Annotated in this window: 34 protein-coding genes and 1 pseudogene; 5 read left to right on the plus strand and 30 right to left on the minus strand. The window is 35.0% G+C overall.

The features are described from left to right. Positions 1–4 precede the first annotated feature (4 nt). The 8 genes from DN410_RS02940 to DN410_RS02975 all read right to left on the minus strand — a co-directional run bounded on the left by DN410_RS02940 (position 5) and on the right by DN410_RS02975 (position 6283). Positions 5–673 carry a DUF4355 domain-containing protein gene (locus DN410_RS02940; protein WP_149175266.1) on the minus strand — a complete coding sequence of 223 codons (669 nt, stop codon included), beginning with the start codon at positions 671–673 and terminating at the stop codon, positions 5–7. 143 nt (positions 674–816) lie between these two features. After that, positions 817–1740, minus strand: coding sequence for a phage minor head protein (locus DN410_RS02945; protein WP_149175267.1), 924 nt, complete (start codon positions 1738–1740; stop codon positions 817–819). A gap of 10 nt (positions 1741–1750) precedes the next feature. Then, a complete protein-coding gene (locus DN410_RS02950) occupies positions 1751–3121 on the minus strand; it encodes a phage portal protein (RefSeq protein WP_218947457.1) in 1371 nt (456 codons plus the stop codon). Between the two features lie 14 nt (positions 3122–3135). Beyond that, positions 3136–4407: a PBSX family phage terminase large subunit gene (locus DN410_RS02955; protein WP_149175268.1), complete on the minus strand. Its 1272-nt coding sequence runs from the start codon at positions 4405–4407 to the stop codon at positions 3136–3138. Next, positions 4394–5227: a phage terminase small subunit gene (terS, locus tag DN410_RS02960; RefSeq protein ID WP_149175339.1), complete on the minus strand. Its 834-nt coding sequence runs from the start codon at positions 5225–5227 to the stop codon at positions 4394–4396. The genes DN410_RS02955 and terS overlap by 14 nt, the downstream gene beginning before the upstream one ends. A gap of 87 nt (positions 5228–5314) precedes the next feature. Then, a complete protein-coding gene (locus DN410_RS02965) occupies positions 5315–5518 on the minus strand; it encodes a hypothetical protein (RefSeq protein ID WP_149175269.1) in 204 nt (67 codons plus the stop codon). Beyond that, a complete protein-coding gene (locus DN410_RS02970) occupies positions 5515–5910 on the minus strand; it encodes an ImmA/IrrE family metallo-endopeptidase (protein ID WP_179958565.1) in 396 nt (131 codons plus the stop codon). The genes DN410_RS02965 and DN410_RS02970 overlap by 4 nt, the downstream gene beginning before the upstream one ends. 61 nt (positions 5911–5971) lie before the next feature. Continuing rightward, positions 5972–6283 carry a hypothetical protein gene (locus tag DN410_RS02975; protein WP_255446641.1) on the minus strand — a complete coding sequence of 104 codons (312 nt, stop codon included), beginning with the start codon at positions 6281–6283 and terminating at the stop codon, positions 5972–5974. 221 nt (positions 6284–6504) lie between these two features. On the opposite strand from DN410_RS02975, the gene DN410_RS28275 reads away from it, so the two are divergent. Then, positions 6505–6630: a hypothetical protein gene (locus tag DN410_RS28275; protein ID WP_255446642.1), complete on the plus strand. Its 126-nt coding sequence runs from the start codon at positions 6505–6507 to the stop codon at positions 6628–6630. A 92-nt stretch (positions 6631–6722) separates the two neighbouring features. On the opposite strand, the gene DN410_RS02980 is transcribed toward DN410_RS28275, so the two are convergent. Beyond that, a complete protein-coding gene (locus tag DN410_RS02980; RefSeq protein ID WP_255446643.1) occupies positions 6723–7625 on the minus strand; it encodes a hypothetical protein in 903 nt (300 codons plus the stop codon). A 446-nt stretch (positions 7626–8071) separates the two neighbouring features. Continuing rightward, positions 8072–8842 carry a hypothetical protein gene (locus DN410_RS02985; RefSeq protein WP_149175271.1) on the minus strand — a complete coding sequence of 257 codons (771 nt, stop codon included), beginning with the start codon at positions 8840–8842 and terminating at the stop codon, positions 8072–8074. Positions 8843–9125: 283 nt separating this feature from the next. On the opposite strand from DN410_RS02985, the gene DN410_RS02990 reads away from it, so the two are divergent. Further along, a complete protein-coding gene (locus DN410_RS02990) occupies positions 9126–9845 on the plus strand; it encodes a hypothetical protein (protein ID WP_218947458.1) in 720 nt (239 codons plus the stop codon). Positions 9846–10269: 424 nt separating this feature from the next. Here DN410_RS02990 and DN410_RS02995 read toward each other — a convergent pair whose 3' ends face one another. The 4 genes from DN410_RS02995 to DN410_RS03010 all read right to left on the minus strand — a co-directional run bounded on the left by DN410_RS02995 (position 10270) and on the right by DN410_RS03010 (position 13854). Continuing rightward, positions 10270–11307, minus strand: coding sequence for a hypothetical protein (locus DN410_RS02995; RefSeq protein ID WP_149175273.1), 1038 nt, complete (start codon positions 11305–11307; stop codon positions 10270–10272). 396 nt (positions 11308–11703) lie between these two features. Further along, positions 11704–12081, minus strand: a complete 378-nt coding sequence (locus DN410_RS03000) for an ArpU family phage packaging/lysis transcriptional regulator (protein ID WP_149175274.1) — start codon at positions 12079–12081, stop codon at positions 11704–11706. 20 nt (positions 12082–12101) lie between these two features. After that, positions 12102–12932, minus strand: a complete 831-nt coding sequence (locus tag DN410_RS27800) for a DUF5677 domain-containing protein (protein ID WP_179958566.1) — start codon at positions 12930–12932, stop codon at positions 12102–12104. 664 nt (positions 12933–13596) lie between these two features. Beyond that, entirely contained in the window at positions 13597–13854 is a 258-nt protein-coding gene (locus DN410_RS03010; protein ID WP_149175275.1) for a hypothetical protein, read from the minus strand. A gap of 122 nt (positions 13855–13976) precedes the next feature. Here DN410_RS03010 and DN410_RS03015 point away from each other — a divergent pair, with 122 nt between their 5' ends. Then, a complete protein-coding gene (locus DN410_RS03015) occupies positions 13977–14555 on the plus strand; it encodes a hypothetical protein (protein ID WP_149175276.1) in 579 nt (192 codons plus the stop codon). Between the two features lie 120 nt (positions 14556–14675). On the opposite strand, the pseudogene DN410_RS03020 reads toward DN410_RS03015, so the two are convergent. The 15 genes and pseudogenes from DN410_RS03020 to DN410_RS27815 all read right to left on the minus strand — a co-directional run. Further along, positions 14676–14885 (minus strand): annotated as a pseudogene (locus tag DN410_RS03020) (hypothetical protein); the annotation flags it as partial. 536 nt (positions 14886–15421) lie between these two features. After that, positions 15422–15880 (minus strand): MFS transporter, encoded by a 459-nt coding sequence (locus DN410_RS03025; protein WP_255446644.1) that lies wholly within the window; start codon positions 15878–15880, stop codon positions 15422–15424. Next, positions 15868–16155 carry an AbrB/MazE/SpoVT family DNA-binding domain-containing protein gene (locus DN410_RS03030; protein WP_149175278.1) on the minus strand — a complete coding sequence of 96 codons (288 nt, stop codon included), beginning with the start codon at positions 16153–16155 and terminating at the stop codon, positions 15868–15870. Before DN410_RS03030 ends, DN410_RS03025 begins: the two co-directional genes overlap by 13 nt. 15 nt (positions 16156–16170) lie before the next feature. Next, on the minus strand, positions 16171–16653 hold the full coding sequence (locus DN410_RS03035) for a YpiB family protein (RefSeq protein WP_149175279.1): 483 nt from the start codon (positions 16651–16653) through the stop codon (positions 16171–16173). A gap of 4 nt (positions 16654–16657) precedes the next feature. Further along, complete coding sequence (locus tag DN410_RS03040) at positions 16658–17479, minus strand: ATP-binding protein (RefSeq protein ID WP_149175280.1); 822 nt, start codon at positions 17477–17479, stop codon at positions 16658–16660. After that, the gene (locus DN410_RS03045) at positions 17427–18308 is read right to left on the minus strand and encodes a phage replisome organizer N-terminal domain-containing protein (RefSeq protein WP_149175281.1); all 882 of its coding nucleotides are present in this window, start codon (positions 18306–18308) and stop codon (positions 17427–17429) included. Before DN410_RS03045 ends, DN410_RS03040 begins: the two co-directional genes overlap by 53 nt. A 5-nt stretch (positions 18309–18313) precedes the next feature. Continuing rightward, the gene (locus tag DN410_RS28130; RefSeq protein WP_218947461.1) at positions 18314–18487 is read right to left on the minus strand and encodes a hypothetical protein; all 174 of its coding nucleotides are present in this window, start codon (positions 18485–18487) and stop codon (positions 18314–18316) included. Then, positions 18480–19304, minus strand: a complete 825-nt coding sequence (gene recT, locus DN410_RS03050) for a recombination protein RecT (RefSeq protein ID WP_149175282.1) — start codon at positions 19302–19304, stop codon at positions 18480–18482. The genes DN410_RS28130 and recT overlap by 8 nt, the downstream gene beginning before the upstream one ends. 15 nt (positions 19305–19319) lie before the next feature. Continuing rightward, on the minus strand, positions 19320–20255 hold the full coding sequence (locus DN410_RS03055; protein WP_149175283.1) for a YqaJ viral recombinase family nuclease: 936 nt from the start codon (positions 20253–20255) through the stop codon (positions 19320–19322). 78 nt (positions 20256–20333) lie between these two features. Then, the gene (locus DN410_RS03060) at positions 20334–20555 is read right to left on the minus strand and encodes a hypothetical protein (RefSeq protein WP_149175284.1); all 222 of its coding nucleotides are present in this window, start codon (positions 20553–20555) and stop codon (positions 20334–20336) included. Further along, complete coding sequence (locus DN410_RS03065) at positions 20556–20876, minus strand: hypothetical protein (protein WP_149175285.1); 321 nt, start codon at positions 20874–20876, stop codon at positions 20556–20558. Then, positions 20873–21004 carry a hypothetical protein gene (locus DN410_RS28280; RefSeq protein WP_255446645.1) on the minus strand — a complete coding sequence of 44 codons (132 nt, stop codon included), beginning with the start codon at positions 21002–21004 and terminating at the stop codon, positions 20873–20875. Before DN410_RS28280 ends, DN410_RS03065 begins: the two co-directional genes overlap by 4 nt. Positions 21005–21023: 19 nt before the next feature. Next, the gene (locus DN410_RS03070) at positions 21024–21299 is read right to left on the minus strand and encodes a helix-turn-helix domain-containing protein (RefSeq protein ID WP_149175286.1); all 276 of its coding nucleotides are present in this window, start codon (positions 21297–21299) and stop codon (positions 21024–21026) included. Positions 21300–21303: 4 nt separating this feature from the next. Further along, a complete protein-coding gene (locus DN410_RS27810) occupies positions 21304–21477 on the minus strand; it encodes a hypothetical protein (RefSeq protein WP_179958567.1) in 174 nt (57 codons plus the stop codon). A gap of 61 nt (positions 21478–21538) precedes the next feature. After that, entirely contained in the window at positions 21539–21778 is a 240-nt protein-coding gene (locus DN410_RS27815; RefSeq protein WP_218947459.1) for a helix-turn-helix transcriptional regulator, read from the minus strand. Between the two features lie 263 nt (positions 21779–22041). Here DN410_RS27815 and DN410_RS03080 point away from each other — a divergent pair, with 263 nt between their 5' ends. Continuing rightward, a complete protein-coding gene (locus DN410_RS03080; RefSeq protein WP_149175288.1) occupies positions 22042–22440 on the plus strand; it encodes a helix-turn-helix domain-containing protein in 399 nt (132 codons plus the stop codon). A 135-nt stretch (positions 22441–22575) separates the two neighbouring features. Beyond that, positions 22576–23457 carry a toll/interleukin-1 receptor domain-containing protein gene (locus DN410_RS03085; protein WP_149175289.1) on the plus strand — a complete coding sequence of 294 codons (882 nt, stop codon included), beginning with the start codon at positions 22576–22578 and terminating at the stop codon, positions 23455–23457. On the opposite strand, the gene DN410_RS03090 is transcribed toward DN410_RS03085, so the two are convergent. Beyond that, positions 23426–23653, minus strand: coding sequence for a hypothetical protein (locus tag DN410_RS03090; protein WP_149175290.1), 228 nt, complete (start codon positions 23651–23653; stop codon positions 23426–23428). The two genes, DN410_RS03085 and DN410_RS03090, sit on opposite strands and share 32 nt — an antisense overlap. Between the last annotated feature and the right edge of the window lie 65 nt (positions 23654–23718).

Consider the following 23718-nt stretch of genomic DNA (forward strand, 5'->3'; position numbering starts at 1 on the left):
CCTCCTATTGTCCTTTTAAGTAATTTTCAATCTGCTCCCAATTCGCATTAATTTCATCAGGAGTCATTTTTTCAATAGCTTCTTTTGTTAATGGTTTCCCTGGATCTCCCGGTGGCTTCGGATCACGTCCACTTTGTTTAAACTTTTCTTCAACAGCTTGCTGCACAGCTAATGAGAATACTTCCTCAAGCGTACCAAGACCTTGAACTGTCGCTTCTTCATCACTCCCAATAAAGTAGTCAACTAACTTTGTAGGTAACCCCTTTTCGGTAGCGATAGATAACGCTTTGTTTTTAAGAGTCTCTTTCTGCTTTTCTGCTTCTAATCGTTCAAACTGTTGTTTCAGATTACGTAATTGTTTTTGATCTTCAGTTTCAGCAGGGAATCGTTTTGCAATTTCATCTTCAATCTTTTTTGGAAGTGTTTTGGTTTCGTATGTTTTAATAGCATCTGTTACTCGTGTATCAGTGAGCGATTGTAACCACTTCTTCCCACTATCATCTTCATTTACAAACGACTGAACTGCTTCAAGTGTGATTTGCAGTGATTCTGGATTTGGTTCTGGTGCCGGTGTAGGGTTTGGCTCCGGGTTTGGAGTAGGGTCACTAAAATATTGCATGTTCCTTAATCTTAAAACCGGCTGATATGCTCTTTTATATAATGGTAATTTCATTTCAGAATAACCTCCTTGCCCTTCATAGTTGCTTATTGAGCCCCTATTGAAGTTCAATGTTTTTAGCAGTTTACCGTCATACTTAGGACAAATAGACAATAAAAAAACACCTACTCGTTTAAGTACGTGCTACTCATTCAGTATTAAGATACTAAACTTTCTTTCTCCCACTCTTCAAATGCCATATTCTCCAGTTCCTTATGCTGCGATTTTTCTATTCTTATGACTGAATAAGTAAGGAAGCAACGACAATTAATTGACGAGCCAGCAGCAGATAGTAATGAGGGTGCTGGTCCTTTGCTTAATCCATCATCAAACAACTCATGCATCTCAATAATTTTATTGTTTAACTTTCTATGGTTCGCAATGGACTTTTTCCCTTTACTTGGTCTTACACGCTCATCTTCTAACGTGTTCCATTGTTTCCCCATGATTACGCCGTTTTTAGTAGCGTGGGAAGCGGCTTGATACTTTCCAGTTTCCTGAGCGCGGTGTCCCTCAGTACGAACAATACGAGTAGCTTTGACAACATCGCCTTCTAATGAATCCTTTAAGCGTTTTGCCATAATAGCATATGTCTCATTCTCCTGTAAGCCTTGTGTGACTTCCTGCTGAATCTTATGAATAATATCTGCCCGATTCTTTTCTAAACGAGCTTTCAATGTCAATCCTGCTACTGGATTCTGTAGCATTGCAGTAAGTGACTCTGGTCTCACGGATGCATATCCTAGTTTGGTACGTGTAGTTGTTTCCACGCCCCATGCTGTTAGGTAGTATCCATCTTTATATACTTCTCCTAACACTTTAGTCATCTGTTTACTGACTTCGTTATGATTAACTCCCATAATCCAGTTAATCCGTTTGTTCAGCCTTTTCAGCCGATCATATTTGAGCATTTCTTCAAGTGTTAACTCTCCGTTCTGCTCATACTTCTCATATTGCTCTGCCATCAGTTTTCTAATCTCAACTAATGTTTTCGCATATTGACGAGCAATCGCCCGTTCTGCTTTTTTAATTAATTGACCAATACGGCGATTAATCAGTTTGAAGATGTCAAACAGATTCATGTGCAATCACCTACTCAATTTCTTCATCTTCATCATCCGGTGGTAAATTATCTAAATCAATTGCCCCCTCTTTTTCCTCTACCATCAGCTGCAACTCGTAGTCTACATCATCGATATAAGGTATTTGCTCCAAAACTGTTCTGTCGCTATGAATACCTTTTAATTTTGATGCGAAATCAGCAACATATAAGAGATCAATCGGAAGGTTCCTTTTAAACTCCCAGAAAACATCTAAGTAGTTGATATGAATCTCTTTCTTTGTCCATGCACTACAAAGAACTTTGAACTGTTCACGAAGCCCTTTGCCAAACTTACGCGCTTTTGTTCCAGCTTTATTCTCAAGCTCAATAAGTTTCCACTTACGGCTTTCTCCTGTTTGCGCAGAACCAGAAAACTTCTCATCTGCCATGTCAACAGATGCAGAGAACTTGTGTATATCCTCATTCAAGTTCTTGCGTGTATTTTCTACAAAATTATCGTTGACATTTTTAGTGATAAAATCCACATCGCCATCTTCAGGAACTTCAAAAGCCCCTGTTTGCTTTGCGTTATCAATTACTTCCTGGTCAACTGTTGTACCTTTAAATTTCATATATGCATTAGCAAATGTCTCTACTTCATTCACTGAATCACTACGGTTTTTGTCGTACGCATCAATTAAAGCTTCTACCTTTTCAAAGTCGCCTTTTTCTTCGTTATTATTTTGGAAAAGGATAACTGGAACGTAATCAAACATATGTGATTTTACATATTTATTATCTTCTTGATCTACAACAAAGTTACCATCCTCATTCTCAATGAAAAAATAAATATCTTTAGAGTCATACCACTCTACTTTCGTGCGTTCCTTTTGTTCATTACCTACAATGATAGGAACCTTATAGTAACGGATAACATGACTAATTTCATTCTTATCTTGGATAAATACAACTTCCCAAGGATTTAGATTCATAACTCTCTCGATGCCGTTTGTATCAACGTATAGAAGCCTCGCAGCATAACCACAAATACTGGTTATTTTTCCTAACTCACTGTCTAAATCATCCATAGCATTAAGTGTATTAAACTCAGCAAGGCGCCTAGTAAACGTTTGATGCTTTTGTTCATCGTATTTCATCTTATCGATTTGATATGAAATCGGCTTACCAAATAAATAACCGACTGATTGATTAATAATATATCCTCGATAGTCATGCGGTAACTTATTGTTCGGCTTCTTCGGGTCCGGCATAGAACGTTTTTGTATTTCCAACCCATCTTGGTCATAGCGATTGTACAGACTTAAAGTAGTATTTTTTGAAGTGGAATGTAGTTTAATTATTTCTCTAATCACATCGCTGGTTGGATTGTTAACTGACATTCTAATAGTTGACCTTTTCATTATTTCACCTCACTTTAATATAGAGATGGTACTGCTTTCGCTTTTACATTACCGAATAGAATTGTATTCACAAAGTAACGGTCACTATCCATTTGGTGGTCATTTTGCTTGATTGGTTTGTCTTCACCGCGTTCTGTCGCTTTCTCATCCCATACATAAGAAGAGAACTCACGCAGTGTTTCTTTACAACAATCGCAAATTTTTATTAATTCGGTTGTTAATGAAGTGGCTACATTTCGGATTCCATCTAACACATCATTCTTCGCTTTCTTCACTTTCCAACCTTTTTGCTTCAGTAAAATGATGAACGAGCTTGCAGAAGGGTCCACGATAATACGTTTGGTTAAGCCATTTGCAAACTCCACTAAATCGTCATAATATTGATCGTCTGTTTTCTGCACATTCTTTTTACGCGCATCATGATGGTACTCCTTCACTTTGTACCAAATACCACCACATAGTCCCCATAATCCAAATGCCATAGGGTTTTGTGTACCATAATCGCAGGAGATATAATACTGCTCATATTTCCTTGGATGCGATGGTACAACGTGTTCATCTTCATTAAACATACTGTATATTAAACCCTCTGCCATAACCCACAGGCCTAATATATAGCGTTGATAGAACACACCGCTAAACATACGTTTAAATCGGTCTTTCACTTTCTCAGAAAGAGATAAATTATCATCCATTGTGAACTTCAAATGACAAACTAACTTTTCTTTTTTCTTATCAATAAGCTCTGTTTTTACAAAGTGATATGGTGAACCAGGGTTACAGTTCATAAACACCTTTGCTCCATCGACAGAACAACGCCCAATCATTTGATCTATAAATGATTTAGGAAATAGAGCTGCTTCATCTGCTAATGATCCTGCAGCAGTTAAACCTTGCAGCGTATCCTGTGAGTTCTCTTTATTGGCACCAAATAAGTAGTACGTATTCCATCCGATTTGCAGATAGTTTTCTGAACGATTGTAATCATATCGCCATCCCCACGCTGCAAGAATCTGAATCATCGGATTGATAACGTTACGCTTTAATGAGCCAATTGATTTACCAGCAATGATAAATGACTCACCTTTAAATTTTTCTTGTGACCATTGCAGAAAACTACATATCATTGATATTGTTTTACCGGATCGAATCGCTCCATCCGCAATTACAATATCATGATCCTTATATGGAGAATGGTCTCTCCACCACCATAACAGCTGTAATTGTTTATCCGAAAAAGGTTGAAACTTAAAGGATTTGGTTTTCCGCTTCTTAATCCTCGCCATTTATATCACCAAACACCGCTTTGATTTTCTCTGGATCAGGAGCAGTAGCTTCTAAGAAGTCTTGAATTGCTTCTGCATTATCATCATCTTCATCACCATTTAAAACAGTTATTTCTGCTTTCTTCTTGACGATATCTAAACTCATCAACTCAAGCTCTAATCTGCGCTTATCATCAGCATGAGCTAACTGATCAAAACGCGCTATCATTGAGGTTAATGTACTCATTGCTCTAGAAAGAGAATTAAGCAGGTTCGCTTGTTTTTCCCATGCTTGCTGTATGGTCCATTGCTTCTCAACAGGAATTTCATCGATAATCTCATCACCATCTTCTGTTTTATCAAACCTAAGATAGTATTTGATTCCCGTTAATTCTTTTGTTTTATCACGTTCATTATGAACATGCATAATACGTTGAGAATTTAAGATATTAAAGTACTTGAGCCTTATCATTGTATATAACATTGATATAGGATCTTCACTTTCAATCTCTTCTAACAGTTCCATAGCAGCTTCATCATCTTGTGGAATGATTTTACGAAATAGTCCATGCTTCACTGCATTATCGTTTCTTTCCGGCGCACCATGACCAACTGCATTCTTGTTACCCCATTTAGGATTTGTATTGCCCCGATTACCTGCAGCATTTGCATTTTTATAGGGTGCACCTTTTTTCTTCGGTTGCTCTTTTTGTGTGCACCCTTTTTCTTTGTTTGTGTGCACCCCTTCTCGGTTCCATCCATGTCTCTTTTTCCACGACTTTACTGTATTAAGACTAACGTCATATTTTTCAGCAATGTCTTTATATTTCATTTTCTTCATGTAATCCTGTTCAGCTAACTCGTGTTTTTGTTTACTCACGTCACACCACCACACCCCCTCTTAAATAGTTGGTGTAGGTACGTATTGCTATTTCATCCCACACCTCTTATATAACCCATCAATACGCGCAAGAAATGCTTTACGTTTTATCACTGGCAAAATCACCTTACCTTTCACGATTTTCATGTAATAAGAAAAAGAGACTTTCAAATGACGCGCTAATTGTTCATCCGTCATTTCTAAGTCTCTTTTGGCCACTGCTATTTGATTTTGGAATTGTTGGTTGTTCATAACATTCCGTCCCGATAGCGATCCAATTGTTTTTTCGCTTCTCTTACAACTTTTTCTACATCTATATCACTTGTATCACTTTTTACATTAACATTGTAATCAATCGGCATTTTACTAGAACAAAGATTATCCTGTATTACTTGATAAAGTACTTTACCCACACGATTAATCATATCTTCATCTTGTTCTGTATATCCTGCTTCAAAGAATACACCATGCAGCATTTCATGAATGAATGTTTCTTCCTGGCGATCAGCTGGCAAATCTGCATCAATTTTAATAATTAATTCATCATTTAATATTTGCCCCATTAAACCATGTTCTCTAGCTAATCCTTTTACTTGCACTACCTTGTATTTCACTCCACCGATTTTCCGATAATTTCCTTTCATCTCTCACTCACCTCATGATAATCTCTTCTCAAAATATAAAAAAGCAGCGGATTCGCTACTTTTATTTGTTCCAATCTTTAAAATCGGTATATTTACTATAAGCTGTTTCGGTTGCATTTCCGTGCCAACGATTCTTAGCGTTTTCTCTTTTATCTTTCACATTAAGTTCGCTTATATCTCCATTTTCATTTAGCCATTTTGGATTATCATGAGCGTATTTATCGTTGAACATCCTTGCTTGCTTTAACGTTTTGAACCCTTCACCAAGAGGGTGTTCAATTCCATCTTTATGTCCAACAACTATATAGCTTTTCTTATCTCGTTCACCTAACGTTTTAAAATAAGGTTCAGTACCGCGTTTTATTTTCTTCACATCAACATCCCCTTTCAATTCGCCTTAGATTTATTATACAAAATAAAAATAGCTACTTTTGAAAAGTTTCATACTTTTTTAACGAAAAAAATCTTATTTTAAAAAAATCCATCTTTTTTTGTTCAGTTTTCGTGGAGAACCTCCTTCTAGTTTGTATATACCCATGTAGACCAAAACTCCTACATCGAGTGCGCCTATCTTTTTAGAAGGGGGGGATAAAAATGAAATTCAAAAAAACAGAATTAGAAAATGGAACTAGGATTTCAGGACGAGAATTCGATCTTATAGGATTCACTTTAGCTATCGCTAAATTAATCCAAGTTCTCCATGAAGCAGGAATCATTTGATTCTTGCTTTTTTCATTCATTGTGTTCGTTTGTTTTGTGCAAAAGAAAAAGCATCTTGATGGATGCTTTTGTTCTACAACAATATTAAATAGCTACTTAGTTATTTTATATCTTTCATTTACATTTATATCATAGTATTTTAATACCATACTTGCCTTCAGCAATTGAAACAACTTCAATATATCCACCTTAGTAATTGAATTATAATCATGAAAACCATGTGTCAATGAATTACGATTTAAATTTTGGCATAGATTTTCCGGAACATTAACAAAAGTTTTTTTAAACATACGTAGTACTGAAAGTGCAAAGATCTTACTAAACTGTTCATGTTCTACTTCATTAAACTTATCAGGATCGATTATTTTAAATAATCTACGTAATTTAGGTTTTTTGTTAATTTCTATAACCCCTTCTTTAATATTCCCTTCACGCCATGAAGCAATTATGTGCTCAAACACGGCAAAAAGCGGCATAGCACATAATTTGTACAAACCTAATTTATACGCCTCATATGTCTCATTAATTAGTGTAACATGTAATTCAAATAATGGATCTTTAGTTATTTCAGCTATGTATGATTCTAGTTTACTTTCAACATACTCAATGATACTTTCTTCATTAATTTCATCTTCACCGATTAAATCCATAATTTCATAGTCGAAACACCAATAATTCTCTTCGTATTTTTGCAAAAAAGTATCTAGCTCTGTTAATGTTTCTGCTGCAGCATCACTAATTGCTCCCCAATCAATTGCTTCCATTATTCCTTTAATATATTTTCTCGTTTCTTCCCAAAAAATCTGATACGTATTTGTAATAGGTTGTATAACTTTCTGAAGTTCCCGGTAAAATTCGGCATTATTTTCGTGTAGTTCTTGTATACTTTTCCTAAATCGATTTACTTTTTCTTCATCTTCAAAAAACTTTTGTGCCTCTTTTTGCATTCTTTCTCTTATAATCTTTCTTTGTTGTTCTAAATCTTTTTCCTCCATATATTTCTCCTCTCTTTTACACATTTTATCATTTTTATAAGTACCTTTTCATTTATCATTCAAATTATTTATATATTATTAATATAAAAACTTTAATAATGCGATATTTTCAGATTGAAGCGTTTATGTCACCAATCAACCCAGCAAATATACCAGGCTCAATAAAAAACACAAAAGCCACGACACTCACGAACCGTGGCTAAATATATACATGTAATTGTTCTTATCGCGGATTCTTACCATCCATGCCCGTTCTTCGGTAACGTTTTGATAAAGGGACTATGTTCATGCAATCTGTTCATCCGTAAGACTGTCTCTTGCCCATCCTTCAATTAGCAATAATTCTTCTTCAGTTAACCATGGATCTATTTTGCTATTTACATTTCACATGCCTCCCTTATACTTAACACTTAAATAAAATAAAAAGCACCCCAATTGGATGCTTTTTATTTTATTAATTCTTTCATTTCTTCAAAATTAACATCAAAGATAAAGTTTTCGAAAAATTCTTTCGTATCTAATACAATTGCTTTATCTCGCAAACTTCCTACCTCTAATACTAGGTTTTCTTCTACAAAAGTATCAGTTAAAACTATTCTACATTCTCTTTGATATCTAAAGAAGTCATCCTTCCAAAAGAACATATCGACAGAGCCTTCATCAAATAACTTCTTTCTCCCAGAATCATGATAATCATAATCCAAGTATGCCACCTTTCCAGCAGTAGATTCGATTTCCTTTTCTTTACACGTTTTATAAATTCGATCGTAAAAATCGCCAGGTAAGACTACAGCAATGGGACCAAAATCTTTTAGAAATGCTTCTTGGTCTTCTTTAGACAATTGAATCTTAACCTTTAATCCATCCTCACTTTCTTCTACAACACTTAAATCCTTTGATTCAAATCTAGCCAAGCAAAAAATAGGAAGTTTTTCTGCTTCTGAATATCGTTCCACAACTTCAGCTGATTTTGCTTTACCTATTTCTTTTCCTTCATAATGTAAGGTTATATTAGTTCCTCTAAACACAAAACCCGCTTCAAGCTTATCCCCCTGTCCTTTTTCTTTCTTTTCCTTTTCTAAATCAATAAAATACTTAAAGTTATTCATAAATAACTTCCCATCAAGAAATCCCTCTAAATATTCGGGTTTAGTGAATTTCACTTGAATAGCAATTCCCTCATAACCTTTAAAATCAGCTAAAGTCTTTGTTGACATAACACTCTCTCCTCTTCCTTGTATATATTGGTATAATAAACCAATATATATTATAACATTTTACACACAAGTCAAATCCAAAAATCTAGATAATTTTGTTATAATATTTATAACTAGAAAGGAGTCTGATTATTCGATATGTTCTATCGCAAACTGCACACCAATTAAAGAGAAGGAACATGAACTAGAAGTTAAAGGTGCTCTCTCAAATTTAGAAAAAGCATTACTCGATAATTTATTTAACGAATTAAAAGTTTATAGAAGCATCAAAGTCTTATTTGATATGTCACTACATAATCAATGCGATTTATTAAACTTTTTGTCGCAGAATAAAGAATCTGCAAACTCGAAAAATATAGGTCTACATACAAATCGATTCCTTATAAATTATCTATCGAGTGCTAAAATGTTTATTGAGCACACTGAACTAAGAATTAAAAAGAAATACGGTAAACATTCACAACAATTCAAAGAATGGAAAACTGATACCACTTCCGAATACGACAATTATTTTGCTTATCGTTTTTTGTATCAACTTAGAAACTATACTCAACATTCCGGCCTTCCAATTGGAAGTATTTCAAGACAATTAGTTCAAAACAACGGAGAAGAAGAAAAGGTTTTAAAAACCTTTTTTGTTAGGGACGGTTTATTAGAAAATGATTTCAAATGGAAAAAATTGCAGAAGGAACTAGAACAGTTACCGGAAAAATTCTTATTTCTTGATATTGTTAACGAATTTAATAGATGTATGGCTCAATTATATCAATCTGCTCTATCTCAAATTGCCAAAGATTTATCCTCTTCCATTGAAAAATATTTAAATCTATTATCATCACATAAAATTGATAGCTTACCATTCCTATATAAATTCAAGAGTCATACTGACAGATACAATCCTGAAAATTATATACAAGTTCAGCCACTCCCAACCCAAAAGGAAATGGTAGATTGCTTAACGGACCTTCATGAATTTAAAGTAATTGAACTCAATTTGAATTAATAATCGCATTAAAATCACTTGCTGAATATAAGAAAAAGCATACCTACAAATTATTAATTAAATACTTTTTCTTATATTCATTTAATTTTCGCACTATAAATCTACCGTCTTACATACCCCGAATAATAAGTAACAAAAGCCACGATACTCACGCATCGTGGCTGGATATATACATGTAATTTGTCTTTTCGTCCTTTTCTTTCTCCGTCCATTCCGACCGAGTAACGTTTTGATAAAGGGGCTACGCTATCCCCACACTATTCTTCTTTCAAAGAACTGTATAGGTATAGCGTAATATTGATTTCGTTTTGAAAAACCCCCGAAATTGTCCCCTTTTTTGTCGGTAAAAACTACAATAATTAAAATGTTGTTTTATTTTACATACAAATCTATTTCTAAAATATCCAGTATAATCGCTAGTTTTTTAAACAAATAAATTAATATTTTTATCATTCAAAATTGCTTTCCTTTTCTCTCTAATAGCTTCTTTATGATAATCGCAAATTTTCTGTTGCATCCCACCAGGTATTTTATTCCATAACTTCGGGGAAAGAGCGAAATTTTCAAAATGAAATACAATCAAATTAGAAATAATCACCTTTTGCTCTTCTATATCCTGATTCAAAATTTGTTTTTTGATAAACTCATATTTTTCTTGGTGTTCTTTTAAATAACTCATTAAAACGTACGTTTTTCCATTTTGCGGAAAAACAGTTACAAATAAAGGAGCTAATTCAGTAGAAAAATCCGTTAAATCATTTATAACATTTTTATGTAAATCTAATTCTATGAAAGTCATTGCAGAAACCGCAATATGGTAATCTTCATCAAATTCAATAACATCTGAAATGACTTTTTCAAAATCTGATGTATCTAAATATCGATTCATTTTTTCCTTATAAAATTCCATTCTTTTTAGAGTTTCTACCGGACCAAACAATTGCCTCTTTACATTAAACCACTTTATTATCCTTTCTTTATCAGTTAAAGGCGGTCTCTCACTATATTTCTTACTAATTTTTTCAAATTCACCCTTATAAATATAATCAGCTAATTTTTCCATCGCACTTACAACTGTTTTTTGAGTATGATACTCTTTAGCAAACACCCTATACGCGAAGATAAATTCCTGCTGCCTGTTCCTATTACAATAATTCTTATTTTCAATTGGAGAAAATATCTCCGTATCATGTGTATTACAAAACCCCCTAAAAGTTGTAGCAACTCTTCTACCAATGTGTTCCATTTTATAATCCAATTTTGAACTTTCGTTTATATCCTCACTGAACATTAACACTAGTCCATTTTCTGCAATTTCCACTAATATCTTATTATCTTGTATAGAATGAGCTCTTATAATGCGTTTACTACAATCTTTATCTTTGTGGAAACACTCTTTATAAGTATGTGCTTTTTTAAAATCACTTAAGTCTAAATGTAAATCAGTTTTCTTTTTCCCCATAAAATCCCCTCCCCCCTCCGTTCATATATTATAATTTTAACACTTTACACTATTAGTTTCCCTAATTTTTCGATTAATCGCTTTATAAAGCTTTCATATTAAATTTCTTCACCTCCATTCAAAGCTTCTAATATACCTATAAAACAAACCCTATATCTTTAATATTTCACATGCATTTTTTTCATATTATATTGAAATTACTGAAAAAAATTTAACAAACTAAATTAATATAAAACATTTTATTAGTAGCCATCCAGCCTCTTAAGATTTATGGAATGTCCAAAAAGCTCTACCTTTTGGTAGAGCAAAAGGTAGATGGGGCACACGCATTATATAAAAATCTATCTCAACGGTACAAAAACCCATAATTTCATTTTCACTATAATTAAAACGCGTTTATATAATCCCTAAAGCAGTAGCTATCAAACGGATAGCTACTTTTTTATTCTCATAAAAGTTATCCCGTCTCATCATCAACTCATTATAAACATAGGAATCTTTCACTTTCTCATTCCCTAAATACTTTAACTCAATAATCTGTAGTTGATCTTTATCAAGTGCATTCTGTAACGTCCGTTCAATTTGTTTAAAACGTATCTCATGATTCTTATCGTCACCTTTCATTTTCGGAAAAAGAACAACACCTCCAGCTTGAGCCTGTTCTTCTTGATTTTTCATCCGGACGCACAATGCTTTGTAGTTTTTCAGCTCCTTCACCACAAGTCTTCGCATCTCCTTTTCATCGATGTCCTCAAAAAATGACAATTGATTCATACGATACGGTTCCCCTCCGTTCATCTTATCATTAATTCTATATTAGCTTTGTACCATTCCGCTAACTCTTTATTTGATTCCAAGGAGAAGAAATTTACATATTCACTTATGGCATTTAAGCCAAAACTTCTTGCATTTAATAAAATAGTATTCGAATTTTCATTTCCCCTTAAATCTTTTATCCCAATCAGACCGTTTTCCATTTTCCCAATTTGTTCAAGTGCATTTCCAGAGTGCACCTGCTTAGAATAATTCCTATACAAGATATGATAAGCAGGTTCAAATTTACAATCAATTGCAAGTTCTTTAATAGTTCTAGGTCCTTTAAATAAACTGTACCATTTTGGGTATCCCCCTTTTTTCTTTATACGCTCCCACTCGATTTTGATATTTTTATAACATTCTTTATTCATTGCATTCTTTACTATCTCTTTTTGTTTTTGTATTTGTCTTAAAGGAAGCTCCTTGTTAATATAATCTCTTATACCTTGTCCTCTTTTATGATTAGATGAAACTAAATTACAAAAATCTAACTTATCCTCCAGAACAGCGTATTGATATGATAATGCCCTTCTTTCAAAATAATCTTTTTTTAACAAGAACTTCAAATATAGAAGATTTTCAAATAAATCTCTTGTAATAGATTCTGCAGACATTTCAGATCCATTTTCTATTAAAATAAATATCGCATCTAACTTTTCAATTACTTTCCTAAATAAAAGCATTCCAACAGCAATTTCATTTGGTAATATAGCAAACTCCTTTAAAAATTTTTCTTGTGATAATTCAAATATTTCTTCTCCCTTTTGAATTACACTTCCTAGCTCATCTAATTTTTTTTCAAAATTCACAATGTATCCCCCTCATTCAATACCAAACTATAATAAATCATCTTAACTCTAATTATATCAATAAATCTGCATTTTGTAATGCGAATTGATCTTCCTTTTGATTCGGGGCTTTCTTTTTAAAATAAAAAACTTATTACAAACCACATTACAACCACTCTCTTAAATTTATTATCTCCCTTCGCTACTGCCCGCCAAGTTATTAACTACAATTTCGCGAAATAAATCAAATTGCATATCAGCTTCCACTTTCTCTCAAATGACAAATTTGACATAAATTAACGAAACTATTATTATATTTTTATAAATAAATTTGGTTTTAACTGTTGATTGTTCGATTCAATCATTCCTGACCGACTTACCAGTGTGGCTGGGTAGTAAAGGATGGTTTGTTGGCATCTTGTATGCTGGCACACTTTCCTGCTCCATTTCTGAAGTACTTAACTTCTTAGTTAAGAAAAAACTTGTAACGGAGATGATGCTTATGCTATTCCATTTAGCTACAATCCTAGGTGCCTTGGCACTTTCTCAGGAATCCATGGTGGGCAGATAAAATAGCAAGTGCAACAAGGCTTAATGTTAGGAATGCATCACCAATTATATTACTAAAGTAGTATCTTTAATGATGCATTCCTTGGCCTAGGATTTCCCTAATTGAATGTGGCTTTTACAATCTTCCTCTGTGAATCTCCTTGATCTGCGCTTCAGTGAATCCCTCGTACACAGCAAACACTTCTGGAAACTCACTTAAACACATATCAATAATCGTGTCATCTGTTGTTCTAATATAGAGATACTTAACCTCACCCATGTAATTGTTGTGTAGGTAATAACTCTTAATCTCGTGATGGTAGTTGTTAGCTCCGAATACTTCATACAGCATAATTTTCGTTTCATCTATTTCAAATATCGATAATTGCTCCATTTCACTCCCTCATTTCGTATTAGAATAGCGTTTTTGTTCAATCTTCAACCTCTCTCTAAAAATCATGCAGGACTTATATTCCTATATGTCGAACATTGGCAGTGTTAGGAGGTGTATTTTTAATGAAATTCCAAAAGGAATATGAAATATTGTGCTCTATAAATTCTGATAAAATACTAGAAATTGTATTTGACTTTAAAAAGCATAGAATTAAAATCTTCTTTTCAAACAAAGAAGGAAATCAATTTTTGGTTCTTGTGTGCGAAAATAGTGAAATCTCATTTATTAAGAATTACCCAGTCTTATTCAAAAATGGTGTTGCTGATATCAATATGTACTGGGGTCCTTACATGACATACGCTACAGGGTTAAGTAACACAACAAGCCCAGGGTTTACCGAGTTTCAGAAAAAACTTAAAGAGTCGATTCAAAGTGTAAAAAACCCAAATGATGAATTTAAAATCTCTTACCTTGATAGTCGTGACGGCATACAAAAAATTCAAAATGCCAACAGAAAGTCTGTGCTGTCTAATAAAGAAATTTATTATCATCACACCCGGAGAACACCTATTTCTGATAATCAATATAAGAAAGTAAAAGATTTGCTTGGTGAAGACATAGCTAAACATTTTAAAAACTCAAATGTAACGGCTGTCTTCACATCAGATATCGCTCAGCAAAAAACATTCTTTCTTCCTTAGACTAGTGATAAATAGCCGGCAAGTATTATTGACTGACACAAGTTTAACTACATCGGTATAGTGCCGGCATAACTGAACTTGTGTCAGCATTCCATTTGATGATTCTAACTATTCTAAAACATCCTTTCGTTTTCCACCGCGATTTTTCTGCTGCGTATCAAGATACCTCCCCAACTGGCGTAATTCTTCGCCAGTCGGGCAATTATTACAAACACTGATACTAAAACATTCTTTTTCTGAACGATTGTAATAACAACGTCTACATTTCTGCTCGATGATATCTCCAATTTCGTATGTGATTTGGATGCGTTCTACTTTCTTTTCACTCATTAACCGAATTATTTCACATACACTATTCACTATCGATGCCATTCTTCTCTTCACCCCTTGAATAATTTTTCCAAATCAATACATACTACTTCCAAGCCGCTCAATCCACGGCTGGTACTTCTTTCTTTTTTTACAGTAGTAAGCAGGTAGGTTCTTCACTTATCTGCTTTCTCTGTATATTTTTTAAAATATCGAAAAGACTACTTACAAGCTGTTTGAACTAGCAGCTTCACTCTTCTTGTAATGGGAAAGCAATTTATCACAATTAGCTAACTCATTCGACTCACTGGCAGACAACCAAAATTGTTGTCTGCTTTTTGTATGAGATTTTTCATTTTACATATACTAGTTTTGAGCCTGTTACCAATGCAAGCCATTTTGGTGTTTTGAATTCCGACTAAGCGTTTTTGTTGCATAGATTATTACATCTTTGACAACACTGTTTTAAAGCGCGTTTTCTGGTTATTCGTAGTTCTAATCCAGAATAATTTTTCTCCTATAAAGGACGACAGATACGACTGTTCGTCCTTTTTTATTTACATCGCATATTCCCCCCGCTGGTAGCTTCGAACCAATTCGCCCTCCTCATCGTAATAAGCAATTTCCCAAAAAGGATGACAGTTGTGCTTCTCAATTTCCCCATCGAACAAAACGAACAAATGAGTTTTCCAGTTTCCGACGATCGTACCCCACATGCCAGCTACGTTTACTCGCATACCCATGTAAGCGAAGTGTAGGTTTCTGAAATTCTGCATTTTCTTGAAAGCTTTTTCTGCGCTGTACATGCGCTTGATATCAAAAACACCTTCGTTCTCGCACTTTACAAACTTCATAAATTCAAGCATTGGCATTGTTATAAATTTCGTTCTGAACTGTTGCCAATACAGATAACTTGCTTTACTTTCCGTTTCTGCGACAATAATTTTCTCGTTCGGCCAATGTTCGAAAATGGTAGTGAGTTTGAATTTGTAAAGGAGGTAGCTCAATCCAACCACCCCCGTTTTTCACCTTCACGAAAGATGGAATCAAACAGTAATTTAGCTCCCTTCTGACTGACAATGACTTGTCCATCGAACAGCTCAATATTTGCATCGGATGCTTCACCGGTTACTACACAAACCTTCTCATGCTTTGCAAGAACTACATTTTTACCATCTACATGGATTTCTAATTCCGTTCCATCATGTAGCCCTAATATTTTACGTAATTCTTTTGGAATCACTACACGACCAAGTTCATCTATTTTTCTAACAATACCAGTGTTTTTCACGGCTTCTTCTCCCCCTTAATTCGCAATCAACTTACGGAACAGCTCTTCGTTTCTTGTGTCTAGTGCGTGGTCGATGAGGTTATATTTAATTAACTCATTAATTTCATCAAGATCTTCCCCATCGATATGTGTTTCAATCGAACACTCATCATCTTCAAGCACTTCCATGTATAACGGCTCTTTGTATTTTCCTTTGAAATTGATTTGAATATAAATTGGAGCATCACTCCCATTAAAATGGTTATATACAGCTATTCCTTCAGTACCAGTTGAATTCGGTTTATAGAATGCGAACATTTTACCTTCCGAAAACTCCGCTGAAATCTCAATGCCATATGGATATTTCTTGGCATTTTCAACAAAATGAATTCTGTTTGAAAAGCTTATATACTTTTTAAATGTATAGAGGAGCGCAAACCCTTCTTCTCCTCTTTTCAAAATGCAATTTAGAAGAAAATCCAAAAACTCACGCTTTTGCTCAACCAACACGTTGCTCATATCCTCACCCTCCAAATGCTTGTAATCTTTGTTTGGCAATTTCGCGACGGTAACTAGTCGCTTTATTTGCAACTGTTAAACTCGTTTCCACCATTCGGTCATACGAACGTTTCCCTACCTGATTTTGCAATTCTTTCGGCTGCAAATTACTTGTATATAACGTCGGTAACTCTTTGCGATATCGACCATCAATCACATTGAACAGTTTTTCTTCTACCCATTCAGTAGTCTTTTCAGCTCCGATATCATCCAAGATAAGTAGGTCACATTCTAAAAGCGCACGCATGATTTGTGTTTCATTTTCTTTGTTATCGCTGTTAAAAGTACTTCGAATACGTTGCAACAATTCAGGCACACTTTGAAACACTACAATAAATCCTTGTTTCGAAAGTTCGTTTGCAATAGCGGCTGCCAAATGCGTTTTCCCATTCCCTGGATCTCCCCAAATCATAAGTGATTCACCATTCCATTGTTTGAATTCATTCACGTATTTTTGAGCAATTTGAGAAGCTGTTGCAGATCCTTCTCTTTCTCTAAACGCCTCAAACGTTGATTTCTTGAATCGTTCTCCAAGATTACTGATGCTAAATAACTTGTCGATTTCACGCTTTTTCGCGAAGTTTTGTGCTTCCCGAATTCTCGCTTCTTCTTTTGCAACTACACATTCACAAGTAGGAAACACTTTACGTTTTATTTTCAACGCTGCCACTTCTACAGAAACCGCAGGAATGAACGTTTTGCAATCCGGACATTCATATCCTTCTTCCTTATCATCACAAGCCGATGTATTCAAAATCCTCGTCATTACTTTGTTTAGGGCTTCCATTTTTTGAACCTCCTTTAAAAGTTCCTTTTCTTTGCGCTGGTCGCTCATTTAAATAACTCTCAAATTTCGTACCGAACAATGTAATAGGTCTTAGGTAACCACACATATTCGGATCATTAATCCATTGATTTACCTTTGTATCGATAACTTTTTTAAAGTCATCTAAAGTAAACCCATCTTTCCAACGTGCGTGAATTAATTCTTTGGTTTTTTTAGAAGTATATTTGTACTGTGTTTCAGCTTTAGAATTAAGATATTTCACAATTTCTTGATATGGAATTTCAGTAGGTACATGGTCCTGAGGTTTATCAGGACTATATTCTTTTATATCTTTTAAATCTTTATCTTCTTCTTTATCTAATTCTTTATCTTCTTCTATGTCCGTGACATTTTCGTGACCTGTCACGTGACCATCTTCTTGTGGTGGATTTAGAGCTGCTTGTTTTTCTCGTTCTCTTTGGCGTCGCTTCCTAATCCGTGCTTGTTCTCTAATTTCATCCAGACGGTCTAAACTTTGATGTTTACCCCAATTTTTAATGTTGATGTAATGCTCTTGATCCACTTCAATCATTCCGAATTTATGAAAGGTTTCGAGCGCCAGTCGTACGGTGTTAAGTGGACGATTAAATACCGTGGCTAGCATGTCATCTGTATACGGAATGTTTTCTGCTAAGAAAATGTAACCATTTGCGTTTGTCTTTCCTGCAAGTGATAAAAGCTTCACCCAGCAAATTAAAATTGTGTCTGCTTCTGGCATACTTTCAATGATGCGAATCTTTTCATCATCGAACATACTAACTGATAGCTTAATCCATTTAACATCTGACACTATTACTACCCCCTTGTGCAAATCGCGATGTATGCCCCATCTTCCTTAATGACTTTCTCTATCCGATAACCTGGATAACCAGTTTGTATATAACGTGCAATCGACTGTTTCAACTCATCTTTTGATTGTGCTCTCTCCCACAATTTGCGAGAGAGAAACACCTTTGATTTGTTACTCACCTTCAATCACGAAATCTTTTTGTTCATTCTCTTCAACTAACTGTTCCACTTCAATTGGATCAGCTTCGATAAATTCCGGTTCTTCTGTGATATCTTTGCGAACAACTTCGTCATGCTGCGCTTGTGACTGAACTTCGATACTGATTGGTAGGTATTTAAACATGTAACGAACCACTGTTTTCTTCGCCATCTCATCATAGTCACTTGCCCATGGACTATAACTTGAATTAGCTGCTGCTGAACGTTGACGACGCTTTTCAATTTCACTTTTCGGCATAAATTCCATTTGATGCCCACCATCTTTGAAATGTGCGACTGCATAAGCACCAATAAATTCACCACGTTCACCGAATGATGGCTTATGTTTTAGTTGTGGATGCAAACCAAGCTCATATTCGAACTCATCATTTTCATAAACAGCATGCGCGTAAATGCTTTGGATGTGACCAGAACGTCTTGCTAAATCAATCATCCCTTTGTAGCCGATAATGAACTGAACTTCCATTTTGTTTTGCTTTTTATTTTTGAACGGTAAGAGGTAGCAGTGACCAAGTAAACCTGGTTCTAATCCTAATTGCACCGCTTGCATGACAGCTCCCATAAGAGAAGGAACTTCACATTCTAATAATTTTGGATTTGTACGAATTGTTGTAAGTGCAATACGGCTCATACGCTCCATACTCATGTGTTTTGGTAAGACTTCCGCAAAACGTGGAGCCATTTTCTTCATATAACCTTCAACCAATTTATCCGGTGTTGCAGGTGCGTTTGCCTTACGATTTGCTAATTGGTTTTTCACATCTTGATTAGTTGCCATTGTTTATTTCCTCCCTTATTTAACCGTGAATTTTCTTGTTATAGACTCTTTTGCATATTGCTCATACAAATCTGGATGCTCTACTTTAAATCGTTTACTGTCAAAACGAACTGTTGTGTATGACTTCCATTGCACTTTGTAATTCTCAGTTCCACCAACTTCATTGGTACCGAGCTTTGCTTTGATTTTGTTTTCGTACTCTGCCTTTTGTTCTTTGAGTACTTTAATTTCTCGTTCTACTTGATCGCGAGCTTCAATGAGAAGTTCTTCTTGTTTACCTAAACTTACAAAGCTATCTGCAATGGATTCTGGATATAGATGTTTAAGTAATTCTGATGATGCATCTGAACCGTCAAACATTGGCGGCTCATTCTTCTCAACATTGTTGAGCCAAAAGTCTTTTTCAATATCGATAAGGTACTGAATCAATTCCTCATCGCGATCTATTTTTTTATGAACAAACTTATTACCACCAATGAGTACTGCAATCCACCATGCTTCATAACCAGTTACAGCCATATAATGTTGACACTGTAAGAGGTAAGCCGCTGGAACTTCTTCATCTTCCCACTCTTTTTTTAAATATTCCGACGCCGTTTTGCATTCGAGTCCAATTTTTTCACCAACAATCAAACGGTCCACATTTGCTAACATCCACGGATATTCAGGATGTTGAAGAATCGCATTTCTACGTTGCACTTTTAAATCCGTACGTTTGGAGAATTCTTTTGCCACCACTTCTTCCAGAACATTACCAAAGTATGCCACTTCACTTTGCACATCTTCTTTTTCAATCGCTTGTGTTTTTTCAAGGAACACTTGCACCGCTGATTTCCATTGATTTAAACCTGCAATAGCAGAAACATCAGAACCACCAATGCCTCGCGTACGTGCTTGCAACCATTGGGTGTGATCCATGTTGAGTGTGTTAACCAATACTTTTGCTTGCATGTTCTATCCACTCGCTTTCTGTGATATACTAGACCTAACTTATATTTTTAAAGGGAACCCATTGCCGTGGGTTCTTTTTTATTGACCCGAATACTTTTGTAATAATTCCAACGCTTCATTTATGCTCCCGTTCAAATCATCAGGTTCAGCATCTTCTGGACACTCCTGTAAAATTAAAACCGCTTGACTGATTACATTTTGTAACTTTTCAGCATCGATAGAAGTAGTCATGATTCCTTCTTGCTCTTGGGGATCCGCTTTACCGTAACCGTTGTGCATGGACATTGGGTTTTCTTGCATCTAGCTCACCTCCTCGCAAAGAGTAATATAATGCGCTCTTTCCACTACACTTGCATCAACACCCTGACTCCTTAACCGTTGAATAATGCCGAGAATGTTTTTACGATCCCTTTCACGTTCCACATCATGCTTATCTTTCGCTCGATACAGTGCTGCAAGTTCTCTTCTCGCTAGGCGTGCTTCCTTAATCCATTCGCAAAATGAATGTACATCATGTGTTCTTAGCGCTTCAATTTGCTTTTGATTGCAATGCTGTAAGAACTCATCTAACGTTTGTTTCTTTTGCATGTCTTTTGGTAAAACTGGTGCTGTAATGCTCATATTCTTCTCACCTTTCTCAATTCATTATTTTCTTGCTTTAGCTGTTCGTTCTCGTTGATGAGTTTTTCAATAAAAGTACCTAATAGCGCTCCGCCACCCACGAATGACACGATAAACACCGCCACCATACAAAGACTGAATGTACTTTCAACCAAAGTCACGGTTCTCCTTTTGTGCTTCTAGCCACGCTTCTAAATCTTTTTGTAAAAAGAGTAATTTGCGCCCTTCTCGGATGACTGGAAACTGCGGATGATTTGCTAATTCGTACATTCTACAAACGGCGATGTTTAGATAAGCAGCCGCTTCCTTTACACGCATTACTTTGTTTGGTTGTGATTGTTGTTGAAACTCAGCAAGTGCTGCTCTAATTTCTTCACGAATAACTTCACGGACTGAATCTTTAAAGCCTTGGTCTAAGCTCATTTGTTCACTTCACCTCTTTGATATATGTTTTTTCGCAGTCTAAGTTCTGGACCAATTCCAATAATTCTTGAACTGCATCTTCTTTTGTATAATTTGGATCATTGTCTAGCGCATAGGTAATATCCATTAGTTTCGTTTGAAGATGTATAATGCGATACCATTCCTGAAGTTGATTCATGATGTTAACCTCTCCCTTCGCAATTAACACAAATTCATAGCACCACATCAACAGTCACACGCTATGTTGTAGACGTACCTTTATTACCGCAACATTTTGTTGCCTGCACATCATAAAAAATATCCCTCACTGAAGAATTGAATAATTGAGCAATCGACATCGCTAATTTTAAACCAGGTGTTCTTTTCCCTTGTTCAATCATTCCATAATACTGACGGGATATATCTATACCAAACTTTCTCTTGAGTTGCTCTACCACGTCATCTTGGGTAAAACCAAGATGTTCGCGATGCTTTATCATTAGCTCTCTCAAGGTTGCACCTCCTTTTAAAGCAACAATACGTTGCCTTATACTCATGATTATAAGCAACGTATTGTTGCCAGTCAATGTTATTGTGCAACATTTCGTTACTTTTATTACGACAAATATCGACATTTGAACTATAATTATGAAATAAATGCATTTCACCCCTTCAATGCAACTATTTGTTGCTATATAATGAAAGTTACAGTATTGCGGAATCTACTATCACGTATACGTTGATATAGAAAGGAAGTTAATTCATGATTACAGAGAGATTAAAGAAATTGAGGGAGAGTAGAGGTTTAACTCACACTCAAGTCGCTGAATATCTCGGTATTACACGCCAAGCTTATACTAATTACGAAAATGGAGATAGAGAAATCAAAACAGAAACATTGAGAAAACTTGTTGATTTCTTCAATACATCAGCTGATTATTTATTAGGAACAACAGATGACCCATCATCTAGCACCTCTAATGTAGAAAAACCTTACGACTCCCTCACAGAGATTACCAAATACATACAACAACTCGGTATAGATAACATGGGATTTTTCGATATAGAAAAGTGGAAAAATCTTTCACCTGAGGATGTTGAGGAAATTAAGAAGCACTTTGATTATGTCGTATTTAAAGCAATACAAAATAATCAAAAGTAGCTTAAGCAAAAGTATTGAAATTCAATGGTTTTGTTTTAATGAATCAAAAGATTTTTACAAATAAAAAAGCCCTCTTCACGGGCTTTTCTTTTAAATCACAAAACAGAACATACATTTCATTGGAGGTAACTGGACGTGTCTATTTCAATTACTCAAAGTAATATCAGAAAAGCAAAAACAAACATAACAAATTTAAGAAAAAAATTATCAAAAGAACAGGACGATTATGCAAAAACTATAAAGGATATCTTGAAAGTCAAAAAAGAAATTAGTCGAACATCTTCACAGTCAACTATTAGAAGTAAACTAACTAAACTTGATCGATTAAATAAAACCATAGAAAAAACAACAAAAGAGCAATCGACTTTAAACAAAAAGATTGTGGATGTGGAAAAAAAGTTACACCGTTATGAAGAGCAGCTATTGAAGAAAGAAATGGCAGCACTTAAACAAACTAATGCCGCCAGAACACAGATGGAGCAAGAGCAACACCAAAATCAGCAATTGTTACTTGATGAATTATATAAGTATAAAGAAGCTATCGACATTCATACATCTCAACTAGATCTCAATCACGATGAAGAACAGTATGATGTCTTTATTTCGCATGCTAGTGATGATAAACAAGGATTTGTTGAACCATTGGCTGCCCTTTTAAAAGATTCTGGAGTAGCAGTTTGGTATGACGAATATAAACTCACTTGGGGTAAACCTACAAGACGTTCTATTGATAAAGGTTTGGCGAAATGTCGATTCGGTATAGTCGTATTATCTGAGCACTTCTTTCGGAAAGGTTGGACAAATTATGAGCTTGACGGACTTGTTGGAAGAAACGTATCTGAAAAACATGACTTAATATTACCTATCTGGCACAATGTGGGCTATGAAGAAGTGAAAAAATTCAGCCCTCCTCTAGCCGATATAACTGCCTTACAATCAGACAACATGGCAATTGAAGAAATAGCAGATCAATTAATTGCATTACTCACAACATCTTCTTTTGATGAAGAAGAGTAATAATCCTATAAAAATCCATACTTTGCCCACGTTCATCAAAATCATATCCAGCTGCTTTATAGGCATCGTATGCATCTTTAGCCCATTCAGGGACCTTAGGATTCATTAACTCTCTTTTAAATATCATGCGTTCTGCTTTGCTATGCAAATAAACATTTTCGAGCCTTTTAATTCTTTTTAGTATACTTTCCAGCATGATTCATCCCGCCTTCCGAATGCTATTTTGTATATTATAACAAAAGATTTACTAGGCTTGAATTA

The organism is Bacillus sp. SH5-2, from assembly GCF_008368905.1.
GTDB classification, from domain to species: Bacteria; Bacillota; Bacilli; order Bacillales; family Bacillaceae_G; genus Bacillus_A; species Bacillus_A luti.

What these genes read in the sequence shown, in the direction of transcription:
- DN410_RS02940 (WP_149175266.1), bottom strand. Translation starts at nt 673, where the DNA reads ATGAAATTACCATTATATAAAAGAGCATATCAGCCGGTTTTAAGATTA.
- DN410_RS02945 (WP_149175267.1), bottom strand. Translation starts at nt 1,740, where the DNA reads ATGAATCTGTTTGACATCTTCAAACTGATTAATCGCCGTATTGGTCAA.
- DN410_RS02950 (WP_218947457.1), bottom strand. Translation starts at nt 3,121, where the DNA reads ATGAAAAGGTCAACTATTAGAATGTCAGTTAACAATCCAACCAGCGAT.
- DN410_RS02955 (WP_149175268.1), bottom strand. Translation starts at nt 4,407, where the DNA reads ATGGCGAGGATTAAGAAGCGGAAAACCAAATCCTTTAAGTTTCAACCT.
- terS (WP_149175339.1), bottom strand. Translation starts at nt 5,227, where the DNA reads ATGAAGAAAATGAAATATAAAGACATTGCTGAAAAATATGACGTTAGT.
- DN410_RS02965 (WP_149175269.1), bottom strand. Translation starts at nt 5,518, where the DNA reads ATGAACAACCAACAATTCCAAAATCAAATAGCAGTGGCCAAAAGAGAC.
- DN410_RS02970 (WP_179958565.1), bottom strand. Translation starts at nt 5,910, where the DNA reads ATGAAAGGAAATTATCGGAAAATCGGTGGAGTGAAATACAAGGTAGTG.
- DN410_RS28275 (WP_255446642.1), top strand. Translation starts at nt 6,505, where the DNA reads ATGAAATTCAAAAAAACAGAATTAGAAAATGGAACTAGGATTTCAGGA.
- DN410_RS02980 (WP_255446643.1), bottom strand. Translation starts at nt 7,625, where the DNA reads ATGGAGGAAAAAGATTTAGAACAACAAAGAAAGATTATAAGAGAAAGA.
- DN410_RS02985 (WP_149175271.1), bottom strand. Translation starts at nt 8,842, where the DNA reads ATGTCAACAAAGACTTTAGCTGATTTTAAAGGTTATGAGGGAATTGCT.
- DN410_RS02990 (WP_218947458.1), top strand. Translation starts at nt 9,126, where the DNA reads ATGTCACTACATAATCAATGCGATTTATTAAACTTTTTGTCGCAGAAT.
- DN410_RS02995 (WP_149175273.1), bottom strand. Translation starts at nt 11,307, where the DNA reads ATGGGGAAAAAGAAAACTGATTTACATTTAGACTTAAGTGATTTTAAA.
- DN410_RS03000 (WP_149175274.1), bottom strand. Translation starts at nt 12,081, where the DNA reads ATGAATCAATTGTCATTTTTTGAGGACATCGATGAAAAGGAGATGCGA.
- DN410_RS03010 (WP_149175275.1), bottom strand. Translation starts at nt 13,854, where the DNA reads ATGGAGCAATTATCGATATTTGAAATAGATGAAACGAAAATTATGCTG.
- DN410_RS03015 (WP_149175276.1), top strand. Translation starts at nt 13,977, where the DNA reads ATGAAATTCCAAAAGGAATATGAAATATTGTGCTCTATAAATTCTGAT.
- DN410_RS03035 (WP_149175279.1), bottom strand. Translation starts at nt 16,653, where the DNA reads ATGAGCAACGTGTTGGTTGAGCAAAAGCGTGAGTTTTTGGATTTTCTT.
- DN410_RS03040 (WP_149175280.1), bottom strand. Translation starts at nt 17,479, where the DNA reads ATGGAAGCCCTAAACAAAGTAATGACGAGGATTTTGAATACATCGGCT.
- recT (WP_149175282.1), bottom strand. Translation starts at nt 19,304, where the DNA reads ATGGCAACTAATCAAGATGTGAAAAACCAATTAGCAAATCGTAAGGCA.
- DN410_RS03055 (WP_149175283.1), bottom strand. Translation starts at nt 20,255, where the DNA reads ATGCAAGCAAAAGTATTGGTTAACACACTCAACATGGATCACACCCAA.
- DN410_RS03060 (WP_149175284.1), bottom strand. Translation starts at nt 20,555, where the DNA reads ATGCAAGAAAACCCAATGTCCATGCACAACGGTTACGGTAAAGCGGAT.
- DN410_RS03065 (WP_149175285.1), bottom strand. Translation starts at nt 20,876, where the DNA reads ATGAGCATTACAGCACCAGTTTTACCAAAAGACATGCAAAAGAAACAA.
- DN410_RS28280 (WP_255446645.1), bottom strand. Translation starts at nt 21,004, where the DNA reads ATGGTGGCGGTGTTTATCGTGTCATTCGTGGGTGGCGGAGCGCTATTA.
- DN410_RS03070 (WP_149175286.1), bottom strand. Translation starts at nt 21,299, where the DNA reads ATGAGCTTAGACCAAGGCTTTAAAGATTCAGTCCGTGAAGTTATTCGT.
- DN410_RS27810 (WP_179958567.1), bottom strand. Translation starts at nt 21,477, where the DNA reads ATGAATCAACTTCAGGAATGGTATCGCATTATACATCTTCAAACGAAA.
- DN410_RS27815 (WP_218947459.1), bottom strand. Translation starts at nt 21,778, where the DNA reads ATGATAAAGCATCGCGAACATCTTGGTTTTACCCAAGATGACGTGGTA.
- DN410_RS03080 (WP_149175288.1), top strand. Translation starts at nt 22,042, where the DNA reads ATGATTACAGAGAGATTAAAGAAATTGAGGGAGAGTAGAGGTTTAACT.
- DN410_RS03090 (WP_149175290.1), bottom strand. Translation starts at nt 23,653, where the DNA reads ATGCTGGAAAGTATACTAAAAAGAATTAAAAGGCTCGAAAATGTTTAT.